The organism is Salinicola sp. CR57 (assembly GCF_003206585.1).
Taxonomy (GTDB): Bacteria; Pseudomonadota; Gammaproteobacteria; order Pseudomonadales; family Halomonadaceae; genus Salinicola; species Salinicola lusitanus.
The window spans coordinates 153,949-171,792 of the sequence record NZ_PZJL01000001.1 but is presented as its reverse complement, the minus strand read 5'-3'; the positions used below and the strand labels follow the sequence as shown (position 1 = coordinate 171,792).

Genomic DNA, 17,844 nt, shown 5'->3' with positions numbered 1-17,844 from the left:
CGATCCTTCCGCAAAGCGCAAGCTGGCGGTAATTCGAACGCCAAGACAACGACGCAGGGGGAATGCATGACGCGACCGAATATTCTGGTGCTGATGGCCGATCAGGTGAATGGCACGCTGTTCGAGAACGGGCCGGCGGATTTCCTGCACGCGCCGAACCTGAAGAAGCTGGCCAGGCGCGCGGTCAACTTCAACAACGCCTACACCCCGAGCTACCTGTGCGCGCCGGGTCGCGCCGCTTTCATGTCCGGACAGCTGCCGTCGCGCACCGGGGTCTACGACAATGCCGCGGAATTTCGCTCCGCCGTGCCGACCTGGGCGCATCACCTGCGCCGGGCCGGCTATTCGACCTGCCTCTCCGGCAAGATGCACTTCGTGGGGCCGGACCAGTTGCACGGCTTCGAAACCCGGCTGACCACCGATGTCTATCCCGCCGATTTCGGCTGGACGCCGGATTACCGCAAGCCCGGCGAGCGAATCGACTGGTGGTATCACAACCTGGGCTCGGTCACCGGCGCCGGCGTGGCCGAGATCTCCAACCAGATGGAGTACGACGACGAGGTCGCCTTCCACGCCGAGCAGAAGCTGTTCGATCTCTCCCGCGGGCACGACTCGCGGCCCTGGGCGCTGTGCGTGAGCTTTACCCATCCCCACGACCCCTATGTCGCCCGTCGCCGGTTCTGGGACCTCTACGAGGATTGCGAGCACCTCGATCCCGAGCAGGCTGTGGTGCCCTTCGACGAGCTCGACCCGCACAGTCGGCGGATCTTCGAGGCCAACGACTACACCCAGTTCGATATCCAGCCCGAGCACGTGCGCCGGGCACGCCGCGGCTATTTCGCCAATATCTCCTATATCGACGACAAGGTCGGTTCGATTCTGGACGTGCTGGAGCGGACCCGGATGCTCGACAACACCATCATCGTGGTCTGCTCCGATCACGGCGACATGCTCGGCGAGAAAGGGCTGTGGTTCAAAATGAGCCCGTTCGAGGGCTCCTCGAGAGTCCCGTTGATGATCGCCGCGCCGGGACTGGCGCCGCGTTCGGTGGAGACGCCGGTGTCGACCATCGACGTCAACGCCACCCTGGCCGACCTGGTGGGGATCGATCTCTCCGAGGTGGCCCCCTGGACCGATGGCCAGTCGCTGCTGCCGCTGGCCCGGGGCGGCACCCGCGAGGCGCCGGTCTACATGGAGTACGCCGCCGAGGGCACCCAGGCCCCGCTGGTCACGATTCGCGAAGGGCGCTGGAAGTTCAACCACTGCGAGATCGACCCGCCGCAGCTGTTCGACCTCGAGGCCGATCCGCACGAGACCCGCAACCTGGCCGACGACCCGGCGCACGCCGAGACGCTGGCGACGTTCCAGGCCAAGGTCCGCGAGCGCTGGGACATGCAGCGCTTCGACGCCGAAGTCCGCGAAAGTCAGGCCCAGCGGCTGATCGTCTATGAAGCGCTGCGCAACGGCCACTACTACCCGTGGGATCATCAGCCGCTGCAGGACGCCTCCCAGCGCTACATGCGCAACCACATGGATCTCAACATCGTCGAGGAGTCCCAGCGCTTCCCCCGCGGCGAGTGAAAGCCCGAACACGGGGGCTCTGCGCAATCTATCGCCATGTGGCGTATGAGTGGGCGCCGCATGCGCGTACAATCCGCATGAGACGAACGTCCAAGACGACAGTCGAGCCTGCCTCGGCTGTCGTCGTTTCGTTCCCTCTGTCGTCGTTTCATTCACGCCGTTTCCGCGAGATTCCCCGCTGTGCTCTCTACTGCCAATATCACCATGCAGTTTGGCCCCAAGCCGCTGTTCGAGAATGTTTCCGTCAAGTTCGGCGGTGGCCATCGCTACGGCCTGATCGGCGCCAACGGCTGCGGCAAGTCCACCTTCATGAAGATCCTGGGTGGTGATCTGGAGCCGACCGGCGGCCAGGTGATGAAGGACGTCACCACGCGGCTGGGCAAGCTGCGCCAGGACCAGTTCGCGTTCGAGGACGAGCGGGTGATCGACACCGTGATCATGGGTCACGAGGAGCTGTGGGAAGTCACCGCGGAGCGTGAGCGTATCTACTCCCAGACGGAGATGAGCGACGAGGACGGCATGAAGGTCGCCGACCTGGAGGTGCGCTTCGCCGAACTCGAGGGCTATACCGCCGAGGCCCGCGCCGGCGAGCTGCTGCTGGGACTGGGCATTCCTCTCGAACAGCACACCCAGCCGATGAGCGTGGTCGCCCCGGGCTGGAAGCTGCGCGTGCTGCTGGCCCAGGCGCTGTTCTCCGACCCCGACGTGCTGCTGCTCGACGAGCCCACCAACCACCTGGACATCAACACCATCCGCTGGCTGGAGGAGATCCTGCGGGCGCGCAGCTCGACCATGATCATCATCTCCCACGACCGCCACTTCCTGAACAGCGTCTGCACCCACATGGCGGATCTCGATTACGGCGAGCTGCGGCTGTTCCCGGGCAACTACGACGAGTACATGATCGCTGCCACCCAGGCGCGGGAGCGGCTGCACGCCGACAACGCCAAGAAGAAGGCCGAGATCGCCGAGCTGCAGCAGTTCGTCAGCCGCTTCTCGGCCAATGCGTCCAAGGCCAAGCAGGCCACCTCGCGCCAGCGCAAGATCGACAAGATCCAGCTCGAGGAGGTCAAGCCCTCCTCGCGGGTGAGCCCGTTCATCCGTTTCGAGCAGAGCAAGAAGATCCACCGCCATGCGCTGACCGCCGAGAAGCTCTCCAAGGCGTGGGGCGACAACGTGCTGTTCGAGCGTTTCGGGCTGCAGGTCGAGGCCGGCGAGCGGGTCGCCATCATCGGCCCCAACGGCATCGGCAAGACCACACTGCTCAACTGCCTGGTCGGCACGATGGCCCCGGACGCCGGGGAGGTGAAGTGGACCGACGCGGCGGAAGTGGGCTATTTCGCCCAGGACCACGCCGCCGATTTCGAGAGCGGCGAGACGCTGTTCGAGTGGATGCGCCAGTGGACCACCGAAGGCGAGCAGACCGTGCGCGGCGCGCTGGGCCGCATGCTGTTCTCCAACGACGATATCGGCAAGTCGGTGAAGGTGATCTCCGGCGGCGAGCAGGGGCGCATGCTGTTCGGCAAGCTGATCCTGCAGAAGCCCAATGTGCTGGTGATGGACGAGCCCACCAACCACCTCGACATGGAGTCGATCGAGGCGCTCAACCTGGCGCTGGACAACTACCCCGGCACGTTGATCTTCGTCAGTCACGACCGCGAGTTCGTCGGCTCGCTGGCGACCCGCATCATCGAGATGAAAGAGGATGGCATCGTCGATTTCAGCGGCAGCTATGACGACTATCTGCGCAGCCAGGGCGTCTACGGCTGAGCACCACCACCGCTTCGTGGCCGGGGATGGACTACGCTGAACGACAGCGAGTCCATCCCCTGTCAGGAGCCTCCCGCCATGACATCTGCTCTCTCCCAGCGCATCGATCCGCTCAAGACCGCCCTGGTCCTGATCGAATTCCAGAACGACTTCACCACCCCCGGTGGCGTACTCCACGAGGCCGTCAAAGCCGTCATGGCGCGTGACGACATGCTGGCCAAGACCCAGCGTCTCGTCGCCACGGCACGCGCGGCGGGAGTCAGCGTGCTGCACGCGCCGATCCACTTCGCACCCGGCTATGGCGAGATCACCGCCCAGCCCTACGGCATCCTCGCGGGTGTCGTCGAGGGCAACGCCTTCGTCAAGGGCGAGTGGGGTGCGGAGATCTGCGATGCGCTGACGCCCCAGGCCGGTGACATCGTCATCGAGGGCAAGCGCGGGCTGGATACCTTTGCCTCGACCAACCTCGATTTCATCCTGCGCAGCAAGGGTATCGAAACCATCGCGCTGGCCGGCTTCCTGACCAACTGCTGCGTGGAATCCACCATGCGCTCGGGCTACGAGAAGGGCTTCGAGGTGCTGACGCTGACCGACGGTGTCGCCGCGACCAGCGAGGCCGAGCATGATGCCGCGATCCGCCACGACTACCCGATGTTCTCCAAGCCGATGACGATCGCCGACTTCACCGCACGGCTGCCGGACGCCGCTTAGGCGCTAAACATTGGCGGGGAGGGATCGAAACGCCGTTGCCGAGGTCTATCGGAAAGCCGATGGCCATGCGTCATGACTATCATCGGCCAGACAGGGAGCGCCGGCAGGCTGTCGTGCCGGCCACGCCCGCACAGGGCGAGACTCGACGAAGGAGCGACGAGCGATGATGACACGGAGAGGATCCGTTGCGGGACTGCTGGGCGCCTGGCTGATGGCCACGGCGACCACGGCGCTGGCCTTGCCCAGCAGTTTTCCTACCGGCACGACCTACTACGATCCCGAGCGGGCCTACAACGGCTTCGTGCTGTTCCCCGGTGGTGACCGCAAGACCCACCTGATCGACATGAATGGCAACGAAGTGCACCGTTGGGACTACGAGAGCTTCCCGCCCATTCCGCTCTCCGCCGAGCAGGCCGGCGGCGAGAGAGGGCATCTGCTGGTGCAACTGGCGAGGGCCGACGAGCTCCCCGAGCATGCCAGTCCCGGCAACGGGCTCACCAACGCCGCCGTGGCAGAGGTGAACTGGGACGGCGAGGTGAAGTGGCGGTGGGGCAGCCAGCAGGATCCGGTCTACCAGCATCACGACATGCGCCGGCTGCCCAACGGCAACAACCTGGTGATGACCGCCGAGATGCGCGAACTCAACGGGTTCGATTATCCGATCATCGACAACGGCATCGAGGAGGTCGATGACGAGGGCCAGGTGGTATGGACTTGGAAGGCGGGCGATCATCTCGACGAGATGGGGTTCTCCGATGCCGGCCTTCGCTCGCTCAAGGATTCCGAGGATCCCGACTTCCTGCATCTGAACACCGCCGTACCGGTGGGGGCCAATCGCTGGTACGACGCCGGCGACGAGCGCTTCGCGCCGGACAATATCCTGGTCAATTCGCGCAACGCCAACGTCACGTTCATTGTCGACCGGCAGAGCGGCGAGATCGTCTGGCGTATCGGCCCCGACCTGCCGGCCCTGCAGCTCAATGGCAAGCTTGGCCGTCCCGTGGATCAGACCGTGGGATCCCACGACGTCCACCTCATCCCCGAGGGCCTGCCGGGGGCCGGCAACCTGTTGATCTTCGACAACCAGGGCAATGCCGGCTTCCCGCCGTCGAAGCAGGGGTTCTTCTCCTCCTCCCGCGTGATCGAGGTGAATCCGAGCAGTGGCAAGATCGTGTGGCAGTACACCGGCAACATGTCGGGACGTTCGCCCTACACCTTCTATAGCTCCTTCATCTCGAGCGCGCGCCGTCTGCCCAACGGCAATACGTTGATCGACGAGGGCCAGAATGGCCGACTGTTCCAGGTGACGCCGGCAGGCGAGATCGTGTGGGAGTACGTGAGCCCGTTCTTCGGCAAGTCGATGCCGAGCGACGATTACGTCACCAACCAGGTCTACCGCGCGCAGCTCGTGGATTACGACTGGGCGCCGAAGGGCACGCCGCACGAGGAGACCGCGGTGATGCCGGACTGCGACCTCTATGTCGCGGCGCCCGGCTGTCATCCGGGCGGGCACGACGAGTGAGCCCTTTGAATGAGCCTCTGAATGAGTCCGGCGAGTGAGCGTTCCCACCGGCCGGCGTGGCGGCAAGACGCCGCACGCCGGCTGGATGCGGGGCGAACGATGTCTGCGTAGACTTCACATGACACTCTCCCGCGCGAGCTCCCATGACCAGCCATGCTCCAGATGCCCCGGCCGACACGCCTGCCGACCGACATGACGCCCCGTCCGACACCCTGATCGTCGGTGCCGGGGCCACCGGCCTCGCTGCTGCCTGGGCGCTTGCCAAGCGCGGCCAGCAGGTCACCGTGCTCGAGATCAACGACCGGGTGGGCGGCAACCTGCGCACCGAGCGCGACGGCGAATGGCAGATCGAACACGGTCCCAACACCGTGATCATGAAACCCCCGCTCTACGCGCTGCTCGAGGAGCTCGATCTCCTCGACGAGGCGCAGCCGGCCAACGCCATCGCCAACAAGCGCTTCGTGGTGATGGCCGGCAAACCGGTGGCGCTGCCGATGACACCGGCCGAGGCGTTGACCAGCCCGCTCATCGGCTGGCGTGGCTGGTCACGGCTGGTTCGAGAACCCTTCATCGGTCGCGCGAGCGCAGCGGAGGAGACCCTCGCCGCTTTCGTCGAACGCCGCCTCGGCCCACGGATTCTCGCGCGGATGGTCGATCCGTTCGTCTCCGGCGTCCATGCCGGTGATCCGAACCGGCTGTCGGTCCAGGCAGCGATGCCGCGGCTGGCGGCCATCGAGCGCGAGCACCGCTCGTTGATCCTCGGCGGTCTCAAGCGCCTGCGCCAGGCTCGCCGCGAGCCTTCGCCGGTGCCGGCCGAGTGGCGCGGCAAACTGGTCAGTTTCCCCGCCGGTCTCCAGCACCTGGCCGACCGCCTGGCCACGCGAATCGACGCGCAGCCGACGGCCGCGATCCACACCGGGTGCGATATCGTCAGCGTGCATCGTGACGGCGAGCTCTGGGAGGTGAAGGACCGCCTAGGGCAGGTGTGGCGCGCCAAGTCGCTGGTGCTCGCGGTGCCGGCCCCAGTGGCGGCACGGCTGCTGGCGCCCATGGACTCGGCCCTGGCGGAGCCGCTGGCGGCGATCGCCTATCCGCCGGTCAACGCCATCGCGCTGGGTTTTCGCGAGCAGGAGATCGCCCACCCCCTGGATGGCTTCGGGGTGCTGATTCCCCGCTCGGAGGGACGGCGCACGCTCGGTGCGCTGTTCTCGTCGACGCTATTTCCCCATCGGGCACCGGCGGGGCACAAGCTGCTCAACGTCTTCATCGGCGGCCGCCAGGACCCGGATGCCGCCGACGGCGACGATGCGGCCCAGGTCGCGCAGGTGATCGACGATCTTGGTGATCTCCTGGGGATTCATGGCGAGCCGGTATGGCAGCGCGTCATCCGCTGGCCACGGGCGATTCCACAGTACGAACTCGGCCACCTGAAGCGCATCGAGGCGCTGGACGCGGCGCTTCAGGCCCATCCCGGGCTGCACCTGGCGGGCAACTGGCGCGGGGGGATCGCGGTAGGGGACTGCCTCGAGAATGGCCGGTTGCTGGGTGAGCGTCTGCTGTCGGAGACTTGAAGCGAGGCGGCGCGGAGAGCGCCGCCTCGATGCGTCTCCGAGGCTACTTGTCGACCAGTTCCGCCACCGAGGACATGATCTCCTTGGGTCGGAACGGGTAGCGTTCGATCTCCGCCTTGTCGGCGATGCCGCTGAGTACCAGCACCGTGTGCATGCCCGCTTCGATGCCGGCGACGATATCGGTATCCATGCGGTCACCGATCATGCCGGTACCGTCGGAGTGGACGCCGAGCTTGTTGAGCGCCGAGCGGAACATCATCGGGTTGGGCTTGCCGACGATATACGGCTTGCGCCCCGTCGCCTCGGTGATCAGCGCGGCGACCGCGCCCGTGGCCGGCAGCACGCCTTCCTGGCTGGGCCCGGTGGCGTCCGGGTTGGTGCAGATGAAGCGGGCGCCCTGGTTGATCAGCCGAATCGCCTTGGTGATCGCCTCGAAGGAGTAGGAGCGGGTCTCGCCGATCACCACGTAGTCCGGCTTGGCATCGGTCATGATGAAACCGGCCTCGTGGATCGCGGTGGTCAGGCCCGCCTCGCCGACGACGAAGGCCGAGCCCCCCGGTGCCTGGTCGCGCAGGAACGCCGCCGTCGCCAGTGCCGAGGTCCAGATCTTCTCCTCGGGGACCTCCAGGCCGCTGTGTCGCAGGCGCGCGCTGAGATCGCGGGGGGTGAAGATCGAGTTGTTGGTCAGCACCAGAAACGGAATCTCCCGCTCCCGCCACTGATTGATCAACTCCGATGCGCCCGGGATGGCCTTGTTCTCATGGACCAGGACGCCATCCATATCGGTCAACCAGGATTTGATGTTGCGTCGACTCGCGGTGTTGTCTTTCTTGCTGGCCATGGGACCCCTTAGCGTGCGCGTGAAGAGATGATCGGTATCGAATCGCTTGCCCCGTTAGTTTAGCAAGTTGTCGCGCGGACGTGCGGGCGACCTTGATGGAGCGCCTTGCCAGGCTGCCGTGCGGGTGGGGTTAGTATCCGCGTGTGGCATCGGCCAGATCATCGACATGCCCGGTCTGCTCGAAGCGCTCGATATTGGCGGCGACGATGCGACTGCCGGTGGGGGCGTCGATCAGCGAGGCGATGTGGGGCGTCACCGTGATCCTGGGATGCGACCAGAACGGATGTTCGCTCGGCAGCGGCTCGACGTGGAAGACATCCAGGGTAGCGTGACTCAGTTGGCCCTCGTCCAGGGCCGCGACGAGATCCGCCTCGACAAGATGCTGACCCCGGCCGGCATTGATCAAGCTGGCACCTCGCGGCAGCCTGGCGAAGAGCTCGGCGTCGAGGATCCCCGCCGTCGCCTCGGTCAATGGCAGCAGGCAGACCAGAATCTCGCAGTTGCCGATGAAATCATCGAACCCGGCGTCGCCGGCGTAGGTGGTGACCCCCTCGATCTCGCGCTTCGTGCGTGACCAGCCCAGCGTCTCGAAACCCAGCGCGGAAAGCGTGGAAGCCGCCGCGCTCCCCAGATTGCCCAGCCCCATGACGCCGACGGTGCGACCGGTGGCAGGCGGCACCACCAACTGTTGCCAGTGCCGCTCGCGCTGATTGGCGGTGATGGTCGGCATGTCGCGGTGATGGCGCAGCACGTGCAGCGCCACGTATTCGCGCATGCGCTGGGTCAGATCCGTGCCCACGGTGCGAATGATCGGCACCCGGCGTGGCAACTCGACATCGGCCAGTACATGATCGATCCCGGCGCCCAGCGAGACGATTGCCTTGAGGTTGGGGAAGGGGAGAAACGCGCCGGTCTTCGGCTTCCACACGACGGCATAGGTGACCGCCTCAACATCGCCTGGATCGTGGATCGGGCGGATCGCCCAGCTCGGGAGTAGCGCCTGGAGCTGCTCGATCCACCAGCCGATCTTGGCCGTATCGGAAATCGAGACGATGATCGTGGCGCGTTCCTTAAATGCGATCATGGGCGTACCTCCGGCGCAGCGTCGGTGAGCGGATCGAGCTCAAACGGCGCCGGCGCGGCGCCCCCGCCGATCGGCTGAGTGGGATCGTTGATGCCGATACATTCGCCGGTTTTCGGGTCCCGCGAGACCGCCGAGACGCAGGCGTAGAGCTTGGGAAATACCAGCGGCTGGGCGATCTCCAGCGCGAAGCGCTCGCCCAGCCGCGCCAGCGTCTCGGGGCTGAAGCGGGGATCGACGCGCACCGAGCCGCGATAGCTGGCATCGAGACGCGGATGGTGCACGGCCTGTTCCAGGCTCATGTCGAAATCCATCATCAGCGCCGCGACCTGGGTCACCGCCGGCATGATCAGGTTGCCGCCAGAGGCGCCCACCGAGAAGCGTGCCTCGCCGCCCCTCACCGCGACGGTGGGGCACATGTTCGAGGCGTTGATGCGTTTGCCGCCCGCCATGGTGGTGGGGTAACCGGGGCGTGGATCGAAGTAGCTGACGCTGTCGTTCATCAGCATCCCGGTCGCCGGCAGGGTGACGCCGGAACCGAAGCGATTGAGGAGCGTGTAGGTGAGCGCCACCATATTGCCCTCGGCATCCACTGACGACATCGACGAGGTACAGGCGCCATTCTCGCCGTCGGCCGCGTTCAGCACGCCGTTGCGAATCTTGTGCTGCTTCCAGCACGCCTCGAGCGCCTCGGCATAGACGAGCCAGGTCTCTGGTGTCGGGTTTTCCGGCGGCGTAGGCATGGCGTCGAGCGCGTGCGCCAGCATCTCGCGCTGGCGCAGGCCGCCGGAGACCTCGCCCGGGGTGTATAGCGTATAGCCGCGATGCTCGGCGGCCGTGGCGGCATACTCGAACACCTCGTAGGCAGCGAGGTCCTCCCGCGAGATACGCGAGCCGCCGGCCTGAAGGTCGGCGACGATGCGCTCGGCCAGGGCACCGCGATAGAAGCTCTCGGCGCCCGCCTCGGCGATCTCGCGCAGCGTCCCGGCGAGCTGTGGAATGCGTAGCCGGCTCTCGGGCGTGGCCGGATGACCGCCAGGCAGGTAGATCGAGGCCGATATCGGGTCGCGGGCCAGCGTCCTGGCGCAGACACCGATCTGCAGGCTGGTGAACCAGTCGACGTGCAGGCCGCGGTCGGCCAGCGCGATTGCCGGTGCCATCACCTCGGCACGCGGCTTCGTGCCGAAACGGCGCAACGCATGTTCGAGCCCGGCCACGGCGCCGGGTACGGTGATCGAGCGATAGCCTTCGATATTGGCGTTATCGACCACGCCGGGGAAGCCCATGGGGGTCGCCGGCAGGCCGGGATCGACCGGATAGTCCTCGAGGCGGGTATCACCCGCCAGGGTGCCCTGAAAATCGAGGGCTATCGCGCGCTGCTCCTTCGCCAGCCAGATCACCATGAAACCGGCACCGCCGAGACCGCACATCCATGGCTCGACCGCGTTGAGCGCATAGGCGGTGGCGACGATGGCATCGATGGCGTTACCGCCGGCATCGAGCTGGGCGGCGCCCGCCTGCGCTGCCAAACGGTGCTGGGAAGCGACCACGCCGTCCGGGGAGCGCGCGGCTGGCGTGGTCAGGGTCCAGTTGTCGATATCGTGATGGGATCGTGTCACATCGTGCGCTCCTCGTTGTCTTGATTCCCTGTCGCCTCGATCAATTCGCTGACCAGTGCCTCGACACGGGTGTTGTAGGCGCTGCCGTTCGAGGGCGGGGTGGGATCGGAAGTCATGACGACGGTCATGGCGCGAGAGGGGATGACGTAGAGCAGCTGGCCGCCGTAGCCCCAGCCGTAGTAGACCGGTTCGCCGGCGAGTTCGGTGATGAACCAGCCATAGCCGTAGTCATCGCCATTGAAAAACGAGCGGGTGCGGGGCTGCCACGACTGCTCGATCCACTGGGCGGAGATGATGGCCTGTCCCTCATGCACACCACCCTGACGATAGAGCTCACCGAATCGCAGTAATGCTCGTGGGGTCAGGCCCATCTCGTTGCCACCGAAGTAGATCCCTTGCGGGTCCCGCGTCCACGGCGGAACGGCAACGTCGAGCGGATCGCCCAGCCAGTCCCGGGCCAGCGCCAGCGTGCTGCGCCCGGTGGCCTCGGTCAGTGCGGCGGAGAGCAGGTGGCTGTTGCCGGTGGAGTAGAGCATGCGCCCGCCGATCTCGGCGACGAAGGGGCGCGTCAGGGCATCGCCGACCCAGTTCGCGCTCGTCACCCAGGCGCCATAGTTGCCGCCGGAGGTGCGCTCCAGGCCGGCCTGCATCGACAGCAGGTTACCGACGGTGATGTCGCTGACGCGCGGGTCGACATCCGCGGGGACCCGCGCCCCTAGCAGCTCGACGACGGGCTGATCGACGCTTTCGATCACACCGCGGTCGATGGCGGCACCCACCAGGGCCGAGATCAGCGTCTTGGAGAGCGACTTGATATTGGCCGTCTCGTCGGTCGCGTGGCCGCGAAAGCCCTCATCGATGACGGTCTCGCCATCGATGGCGACCAGCAGGGTATGGCTGCGCGGCAGGGCGCCAGCGCGCTCGACGACGCTCTCCCGCTTGTCGGCGGCCAGGGCCGCGGCCGCCGGCTCGAACGGCAGCAGCGTCAGCAGGCCAACAAGGCAGAGACGCCAGGCAGGCATGTCGCGAGGGTTTTTCAGGGAAGTCGGCATGTTTCCGAGTGTGGCGCATGCCGGCGCGATCTGCCACGCAGGGCCGTCGGCTCGGTCCAGTCCAGGGCGCTTTTCAGACCGGGCGGGTCAGGGCGCTGGCACGCCAGCCACGCAGATAGAAACCGAGATAGCGCAGCGTCACGTAGCCGACGATGACGCTGGCGACGATCACCTCCAGCGTTGCCAGGGCGTGGACGATCGCGACATCGTGGGTGCTGAAGCCGTGGGTCTGCATCCAGTCGGCGGTCTTCGCCAGGGCCGTGGCGCCGATCACCATGGGAAAGGTGAAGGCAGCATATCCTGGGCTGTAGGGCAGGCGCAGCAGCTTGAAAAAGGCCAGATAGATGATCAGGGTCATCAGGACCGCGATGCCTCCCAGCAGGGCGACCAGCAGCGGCGACGGTGTTTCGACGACGGTGAGGTAGCCGGCCAGCGACAGGCTGGCCGGTGCCGCCATGATGGCGATGGTCGGCTTGGCGGGATCGGGGATCTCATCAGCGAAGATCAGCCGGTAGATCATGACCGGCAGCAGGATGGCGTAGAGACCCATGCCGAGATAGAGCAGGCCGATCGCCAACGGATGCAGTGCCGAGACGCCCGGAAACGCCACGTCGGCGACGATGATCCCCACCGGCGGCACGAACCACGCCGGTACCATGTGGTGGAGTTCGAACGCCTGCGCCCGGTGTACCACGAAGGCGACGAAAAAGCTCAGGTGCAGCGCTACCGCCACGAGCCAGAGCGCGACACCGACGGACGGCGCCAGCCATTCACCGGCGGCTTTCGAGACCACCATCAGCGCCATGGCGAAGGTTGGCACGACGCTGCCGACGACCGGGTGGGCCAGGTCCGTCCATAGCAGCCGAGGGTGAAGCACGAACTTGGCACTGAGGATCAGCAGCAGCACCGTCGCGGCTATCGCACCGGCCAACTGCGCCCTGCCCTCGAGGGGCGCGAAACTCTCCCAGCTCCAGCCCAGGCTGGAGATCCCCAGCGCCAGGCCGGCCATCGGCGTCGGCGCAGTCTGAAGACGTTGGGTCAGGGTCGGCATGGAGGGTCTCCTCATGATCGATGGAGACACCTTATGGCATTTTGCGCTATCGTTATATTTTAACTTTGTTTACTTGTCGTTTTGTAAAATTTAACGAACGAGGTTTGATGAAAGAGAGGAAGCAATGGCGATCACGTTCCGTCAGCTTCAAGTGTTCGTCGCGGTGGCGCGCGAGCGCACCTTGACCGCGGCGGCAGAGACGCTGTTCCTGACCAAGCCGGCGGTCAGCATCGCGCTGGCGGAACTGGAGAAGCAGTGCGGTCGCACGCTCTTCGATCGCCACCGCAACCGACTCTATCTCAACGACCAGGGGCGGCGGCTGCTGCCGATGGCGGACGAGCTGCTGGCCCGCAGCGAAGCGATCGAGCAGCTGTTCGACAACGATGCCCTGGGCGGGCATCTCCACATCGGCGCCAGTTACACGATCGGTCACCAGCTGTTGCCGGCGCTGTTGCGGGACTTCCGGGTCGAGAGCGGGCATCGTGATCAGCGGATCACCATCGCCAACAGTGCATCGATCTGCACCGCGCTGGAAGCGTTCGAGCTGGACGTCGGCATGATCGAGGGCCGCGTCGCCGGAGAGCGTTTCCACGTGCTGCCGTGGCGCCGCGACCGGATGCTGGTGGCGGCCTCCCGCGATCACCCGCTGGCAGCCCTGGGGCCGGTGGCGGTCGAGAAGCTGGCAGAGTACGCGTGGCTGCTGCGGGAACCGGGCTCCGGCACCCGGGAGCAGTTCATGCGGTTCATCGCCCCGCGGTTGCCCCAGTGGGAACTGAGCCTGGAGATCAACTCGGCGGAGGCGATCATCAACGCCGCCGCGGCCGGGCTCGGGCTGACCTGCCTTTCCGCGCTGGAGGCGCGGCACGCCTTGAGAGATGGACGTCTGGTGGAGATCGAACTGGACCTGGATATGACCCGGGAGTTCAGTCTGGTGCTGCACCGCGACAAGTATCGCAGTCCGTTGATCGAGCGATTCGTCGAGTTCTGCCGGCGACGTGACGAGGCCGATGATCCGCCTTGACCCGGAGCGGCGAGGATGGCCGTCGCCGCAGGAACGGGCGCCCCGTTGCCGTGAGCCGGGAGCGGCGGGGACGCCCGTGGAGCGGGATTGAATGGCGCGAGGGCGGGTGTCAGCCGCCGAGGAAAGAGGACATGGCCTTGTCGGTGATCATGCCGCAGGCCTTTTTACCTGCCTGCTCCTTGAGATTGGTCAGGCTGAAGGTCTGGCCATTGCCGCCCTGCAGCAGGCCGTTCAGGCCCTGTTGATAACCGGCATCCTCCTTGGCCTGACTCTGACCGCCGACCTTCTCGAGCAGGCGGCTCTTGACCTGGTCTGTCGTGCTCTCGGTATAGCCCTGCTGCTGGCAGTAGCCCAGCACTCCGGCCACATTCTGCATGCTGCCGAGATTCATCGACCCGGAGCCGAGCGAGCTGAGCAGCGAGGCGCCGCCGGTGGTGCCTGACCCCTGGCCCTGGGAGGAGTGCCCGGACATCATCTCGCCGGCGTTTTTCTTGACGCTGTCGAAGCTGAAAGCCGACGCCATGGGGGAGGCGGCGATGGACGCGGTCAACAGGGCGGCGGAGAGGAAACGAAGATTCATGAATTCATACTCCTGGCTGGAAAAGAAACCCCGTCGGGGTTTCGGTGAAACGATCCGCGAGTATCGATGATAGGGCGATGAGACGCCTTGCTGGCGCCGCTCTACGCTAGAGCAACCAGGCGCTTCTGTCCAAGCGCGGTGATGACCGTCCGCGATCCTCGAGGCGAAGAGGAAACTCCGAACCCGCATCATGGTCTAGGCTTGGAGTGTCGGAAGGAGTTCGACGTTCCCTCGAGAAAGGAGATGGCATGATTATCAACGTTGGCGAATTCAAGCGCCTGCTCGACGAATACGACGATCAGCTCGAATTGAGCTTCAGTGGCCTGGAGTATCACCGGCTCAGGCAGAAGGGCGACAAGCACCTGGAAGTCGAGTTCGAGGAGAAGATATTCCGGGACAAGACCGGGCACATCAACATTCATGGCGAAGGGCATTGAGAGCTTGCCACGGTGTCGATCCGGCAGGACGCTGCCAACTCGGCGCCGTTCGTGTCTCGCCGGGCGCCACGTTGTTGCCCCTTGAGCGTGGCGCTCGGCAGGCGTCGCGACTTCGCCGCCGAAGGCTTTTCCGTTACCGTTACGCCCATTGAGGCTAGGGAGCGGTAGGAATGGATGATTCAATCCCGACCACGCAGGTCGATGTCGCCATTGTTGGTGCGGGTCCGATCGGCCTCTGTTTCGCCAATGCGCTGTCGCGCCAGGGCGTGAGTTCGATGCTGATCGATCGCCAGCCGAGGTCGGCGATGGCGGACCCCGGCAACGACGGGCGCGAGATCGCGCTGACCCGGGCATCGCAGCAGATTCTCGATCGGCTCGGTGTCTGGTCGGGTATCGATCCCGCTGAACGGGCTCGAATGCGAGCCGCCAAGGTCTTCGACGGCCAGTCACTGTTCGCGATGGAGATCGCGCCGGGCGCCACCCGGGACGACCCGCTGGGTTGCCTGGTACCCAATCGGGTGATTCGTCGGGCTGCCTACGGCGCCCTGCAGCCGGAAGCGCCGGGAGCGGGGGATATCCTGTGGCGCGACGAACGCGAGATCGTGCGGTTCCAGGCCAACGAGGCAGCGGTCGATATCGAGCTTGGCAGTGGCGAGCGCATCCAGGCTTCGCTGCTGGTGGCAGCGGACAGCCGCTTTTCCACCACGCGGCGGGCCATGGGGATTCCGGCCCGTACCTACCAGCACGGCGAGCAGATGCTGGTCTGTCGGATGCACCACGACGAGCCTCACGACCAGACCGCCTGGGAGTGGTTCGGTTACGGTCAGACGCTGGCATTGTTGCCGGTCGATACCCACTGCTCGTCGCTGGTGCTCACCCTCTCCCCTGAAGCGATGGCGCAGCAGTTGGCACTGAGCGACGCAGCGTTCGACGCCGATATCACCCGGCGTTTCGAGGATCGGCTCGGCGCCATGCGCCGGATCGCCGAGCCGCACTGTTATCCGCTGGTCAGCGTCTATGCCGAGCGTTTCGTCGGCCACCGTCAGGCGCTGATCGGCGATGCCGCCGTCGGCATGCACCCAGTGACGGCCCATGGTTTCAATCTCGGCCTGCAGGGCCTCGCCAGGCTGGCGGAGCTGATTGGCGGGGCACGCCAGCAGGGGCGCGACATCGCCTCGCCGGCTCTGCTCAGGCGGTATCAGCGCGAACAGCGGCTGGCGACAGGCCCGCTGTTCGCGGCAACCTTGGCGATCGTCGGGCTCTATACCGATGATCGGCCACCGGCCAGGCTGTTACGCAAGGCGGTATTGAGAGCCGGCGAGACGGCCTGGCCCATTCGGCGCCTGATCGCCGGTCATTTGACCCGTTCGGCAAGTTAGCGACTGGCGGGCCAGCCCCGTCATCTCCGTTCACGCTCGACAGGAGTTCGTATGGATCTTGCAATGGTGGGCTTGGGGCGCATGGGCGCCAATATGGCGGAGCGCCTGGTACGCAACGGCCATCGCGTGGTGGGCGTCGATCCCAGCGAGGAGGCGAGGGCCAGGGCGGCGGATAAAGGCATCGAGCCGGCGGTGTCGCTGGCGGCGGCAGTCGACGCGCTGCCGTCACCCAGGATCGTCTGGCTGATGGTGCCTGCAGGCCCGCCAGTGGATAAGCTGATCGCCGAACTCGAACCGCTGCTGGCCGCCGACGACGTGATCATCGACGGCGGCAACTCGATGTACAAGGACACGCTGCGCCGCGCGGCGCAGTCGCGCACGAGTCGGCTGCACTATGTGGATGTCGGCACCAGCGGCGGCGTCTGGGGGCTCGCCGAGGGCTACAGCATGATGGTGGGCGGTGAGACCGACGTGGTCGAGTCGCTCCGGCCGCTGTTCGAAGCGCTCGCACCCGTCGCGGACAAGGGGTGGGGGCACGTCGGGCCCAGCGGCGCGGGTCACTTCACCAAGATGGTCCACAACGGCATCGAGTACGGCATGATGCAGGCCTACGCCGAGGGCTTCGCGATCATGGAGCGCAAGGATTTCGAGCTCGATCTGCATCAGATCGCCGAGATCTGGCGCTACGGCAGCGTGGTGCGCTCCTGGCTGCTCGACCTGACCGCCGATGCACTGGAAAAGAATCCATCGCTGGAGGGTATCGCGCCCTATGTCTCGGACTCCGGCGAGGGGCGCTGGACCGTGGACGAGGCGATCGAACTCGAGGTCAGCGCGCCGGTGATCACTCTCTCCCTGCTCGAACGGCTGCGCTCGCGCGAGCAGGACTCCTATGGTGACAAGCTGCTCTCCGCCATGCGCAACGAATTCGGCGGACACGAGATCAAGAAGCGCTGATCGAAGCGCCTCCGTGGCTGGCGCATCGTCGCGCCGCCACGCCTGGATCGACCTTCGTCACGCTGCCCTACCCATTCCCTTCCACTACCAGATAGTGTGTTCAGAGACGCCGGAAGACACAACTCTTCCGGCGTTTTCGGTTGGAACCACACTCGATTTTCGACCTTGACAGGGCGGGAAGCCGGCTACCATGCGGGCTCCCGAGTCATCCGAAATTATCCACAGGATGTTGACAGAAAAAGACCACATCTATGCTTGGAAAAACCGCCGGCTACCATATATAGTGTTTTTCCAGAGGCGGCGGGAGCGGTGCGAAACCGTGATTTCCTAACCGCCATAGCCTGCACCATCGGCTGTCGATGGCGTCTTTCCCTGTCAAGGATGGTTATCATGAGCATCACGATCTATAGCAAGCCGGCCTGCGTCCAGTGCAACGCCACCTACCGCGCTCTGGACAAGCAAGGAATCGACTATACCGTGGTTGATCTGACCCAAGACGCCGATGCCATGCAGCGCGTTCAGAACCTCGGCTACCGCCAGGTGCCGGTCGTGGTCGCGGGTGAAGATCACTGGGCCGGGTTCCGTCCGGACAAGATCAGCACGCTGGTCGCCTGATCCGATCGCTTCGCATCTTTCAGGCTTTGAATCTTTCCGGCTAGCGCTGGCTTCGCCCG

At 65.5% G+C, this 17,844-nt stretch carries 16 protein-coding genes; 10 read left to right on the top strand and 6 right to left on the bottom strand.

What is annotated here, in order from left to right:
* The first annotated feature begins 66 nt into the window (after positions 1 to 66).
* The 5 genes from betC to hemG all read left to right on the top strand — a co-directional run bounded on the left by betC (position 67) and on the right by hemG (position 7,155).
* Complete coding sequence (betC, locus tag DOM56_RS00790) at positions 67 to 1,581, top strand: choline-sulfatase (RefSeq protein WP_110707073.1); 1,515 nt, start codon at positions 67 to 69, stop codon at positions 1,579 to 1,581.
* 180 nt (positions 1,582 to 1,761) lie between these two features.
* Entirely contained in the window at positions 1,762 to 3,351 is a 1,590-nt protein-coding gene (locus DOM56_RS00785; RefSeq protein WP_110707072.1) for an ABC-F family ATPase, read from the top strand.
* 78 nt (positions 3,352 to 3,429) lie between these two features.
* Positions 3,430 to 4,062 carry a cysteine hydrolase gene (locus DOM56_RS00780; protein WP_110707071.1) on the top strand — a complete coding sequence of 211 codons (633 nt, stop codon included), beginning with the start codon at positions 3,430 to 3,432 and terminating at the stop codon, positions 4,060 to 4,062.
* Between the two features lie 163 nt (positions 4,063 to 4,225).
* Entirely contained in the window at positions 4,226 to 5,584 is a 1,359-nt protein-coding gene (locus tag DOM56_RS00775) for an aryl-sulfate sulfotransferase (protein WP_232822120.1), read from the top strand.
* Between the two features lie 143 nt (positions 5,585 to 5,727).
* A complete protein-coding gene (gene hemG, locus DOM56_RS00770) occupies positions 5,728 to 7,155 on the top strand; it encodes a protoporphyrinogen oxidase (protein WP_110707070.1) in 1,428 nt (475 codons plus the stop codon).
* A 43-nt stretch (positions 7,156 to 7,198) separates the two neighbouring features.
* Here hemG and DOM56_RS00765 read toward each other — a convergent pair whose 3' ends face one another.
* From DOM56_RS00765 to DOM56_RS00745, 5 genes are all read right to left on the bottom strand, one after another.
* Positions 7,199 to 7,996, bottom strand: a complete 798-nt coding sequence (locus tag DOM56_RS00765; RefSeq protein WP_110707069.1) for an HAD-IIA family hydrolase — start codon at positions 7,994 to 7,996, stop codon at positions 7,199 to 7,201.
* 130 nt (positions 7,997 to 8,126) lie between these two features.
* On the bottom strand, positions 8,127 to 9,080 hold the full coding sequence (locus tag DOM56_RS00760) for a glyoxylate/hydroxypyruvate reductase A (RefSeq protein ID WP_110707068.1): 954 nt from the start codon (positions 9,078 to 9,080) through the stop codon (positions 8,127 to 8,129).
* On the bottom strand, positions 9,077 to 10,696 hold the full coding sequence (locus DOM56_RS00755; protein WP_110707067.1) for a gamma-glutamyltransferase: 1,620 nt from the start codon (positions 10,694 to 10,696) through the stop codon (positions 9,077 to 9,079). The genes DOM56_RS00760 and DOM56_RS00755 overlap by 4 nt, the downstream gene beginning before the upstream one ends.
* Positions 10,693 to 11,718, bottom strand: a complete 1,026-nt coding sequence (locus tag DOM56_RS00750) for a serine hydrolase (protein WP_110707066.1) — start codon at positions 11,716 to 11,718, stop codon at positions 10,693 to 10,695. The genes DOM56_RS00755 and DOM56_RS00750 overlap by 4 nt, the downstream gene beginning before the upstream one ends.
* Positions 11,719 to 11,821: 103 nt before the next feature.
* On the bottom strand, positions 11,822 to 12,799 hold the full coding sequence (locus tag DOM56_RS00745) for a TDT family transporter (protein WP_110707065.1): 978 nt from the start codon (positions 12,797 to 12,799) through the stop codon (positions 11,822 to 11,824).
* Between the two features lie 124 nt (positions 12,800 to 12,923).
* On the opposite strand from DOM56_RS00745, the gene DOM56_RS00740 reads away from it, so the two are divergent.
* Positions 12,924 to 13,820 carry a LysR substrate-binding domain-containing protein gene (locus DOM56_RS00740; protein ID WP_110707064.1) on the top strand — a complete coding sequence of 299 codons (897 nt, stop codon included), beginning with the start codon at positions 12,924 to 12,926 and terminating at the stop codon, positions 13,818 to 13,820.
* 109 nt (positions 13,821 to 13,929) lie between these two features.
* On the opposite strand, the gene DOM56_RS00735 is transcribed toward DOM56_RS00740, so the two are convergent.
* Entirely contained in the window at positions 13,930 to 14,400 is a 471-nt protein-coding gene (locus DOM56_RS00735) for a DUF2501 domain-containing protein (RefSeq protein ID WP_157958129.1), read from the bottom strand.
* Between the two features lie 248 nt (positions 14,401 to 14,648).
* On the opposite strand from DOM56_RS00735, the gene DOM56_RS00730 reads away from it, so the two are divergent.
* From DOM56_RS00730 to nrdH, 4 genes are all read left to right on the top strand, one after another.
* On the top strand, positions 14,649 to 14,837 hold the full coding sequence (locus tag DOM56_RS00730) for a hypothetical protein (RefSeq protein ID WP_110597683.1): 189 nt from the start codon (positions 14,649 to 14,651) through the stop codon (positions 14,835 to 14,837).
* 170 nt (positions 14,838 to 15,007) lie between these two features.
* Entirely contained in the window at positions 15,008 to 16,216 is a 1,209-nt protein-coding gene (gene ubiM / locus DOM56_RS00725; RefSeq protein ID WP_110707062.1) for a 5-demethoxyubiquinol-8 5-hydroxylase UbiM, read from the top strand.
* A gap of 51 nt (positions 16,217 to 16,267) precedes the next feature.
* The gene (gene gnd / locus DOM56_RS00720) at positions 16,268 to 17,170 is read left to right on the top strand and encodes a phosphogluconate dehydrogenase (NAD(+)-dependent, decarboxylating) (RefSeq protein ID WP_110707061.1); all 903 of its coding nucleotides are present in this window, start codon (positions 16,268 to 16,270) and stop codon (positions 17,168 to 17,170) included.
* 390 nt (positions 17,171 to 17,560) lie between these two features.
* Positions 17,561 to 17,785: a glutaredoxin-like protein NrdH gene (gene nrdH / locus DOM56_RS00715; RefSeq protein ID WP_071230919.1), complete on the top strand. Its 225-nt coding sequence runs from the start codon at positions 17,561 to 17,563 to the stop codon at positions 17,783 to 17,785.
* The last annotated feature ends 59 nt before the right edge of the window (positions 17,786 to 17,844 follow it).

Bases quoted from the DNA above. Each gene is read 5' to 3' on its own strand.
- DOM56_RS00730 (WP_110597683.1), top strand. From the start codon at position 14,649: ATGATTATCAACGTTGGCGAATTCAAGCGCCTGCTCGACGAATACGAC.
- DOM56_RS00760 (WP_110707068.1), bottom strand. From the start codon at position 9,080: ATGATCGCATTTAAGGAACGCGCCACGATCATCGTCTCGATTTCCGAT.
- DOM56_RS00780 (WP_110707071.1), top strand. From the start codon at position 3,430: ATGACATCTGCTCTCTCCCAGCGCATCGATCCGCTCAAGACCGCCCTG.
- DOM56_RS00745 (WP_110707065.1), bottom strand. From the start codon at position 12,799: ATGCCGACCCTGACCCAACGTCTTCAGACTGCGCCGACGCCGATGGCC.
- nrdH (WP_071230919.1), top strand. From the start codon at position 17,561: ATGAGCATCACGATCTATAGCAAGCCGGCCTGCGTCCAGTGCAACGCC.
- gnd (WP_110707061.1), top strand. From the start codon at position 16,268: ATGGATCTTGCAATGGTGGGCTTGGGGCGCATGGGCGCCAATATGGCG.
- DOM56_RS00735 (WP_157958129.1), bottom strand. From the start codon at position 14,400: ATGAATCTTCGTTTCCTCTCCGCCGCCCTGTTGACCGCGTCCATCGCC.
- DOM56_RS00740 (WP_110707064.1), top strand. From the start codon at position 12,924: ATGGCGATCACGTTCCGTCAGCTTCAAGTGTTCGTCGCGGTGGCGCGC.
- DOM56_RS00775 (WP_232822120.1), top strand. From the start codon at position 4,226: ATGATGACACGGAGAGGATCCGTTGCGGGACTGCTGGGCGCCTGGCTG.
- ubiM (WP_110707062.1), top strand. From the start codon at position 15,008: ATGGATGATTCAATCCCGACCACGCAGGTCGATGTCGCCATTGTTGGT.
- betC (WP_110707073.1), top strand. From the start codon at position 67: ATGACGCGACCGAATATTCTGGTGCTGATGGCCGATCAGGTGAATGGC.
- DOM56_RS00750 (WP_110707066.1), bottom strand. From the start codon at position 11,718: ATGCCTGCCTGGCGTCTCTGCCTTGTTGGCCTGCTGACGCTGCTGCCG.
- hemG (WP_110707070.1), top strand. From the start codon at position 5,728: ATGACCAGCCATGCTCCAGATGCCCCGGCCGACACGCCTGCCGACCGA.
- DOM56_RS00765 (WP_110707069.1), bottom strand. From the start codon at position 7,996: ATGGCCAGCAAGAAAGACAACACCGCGAGTCGACGCAACATCAAATCC.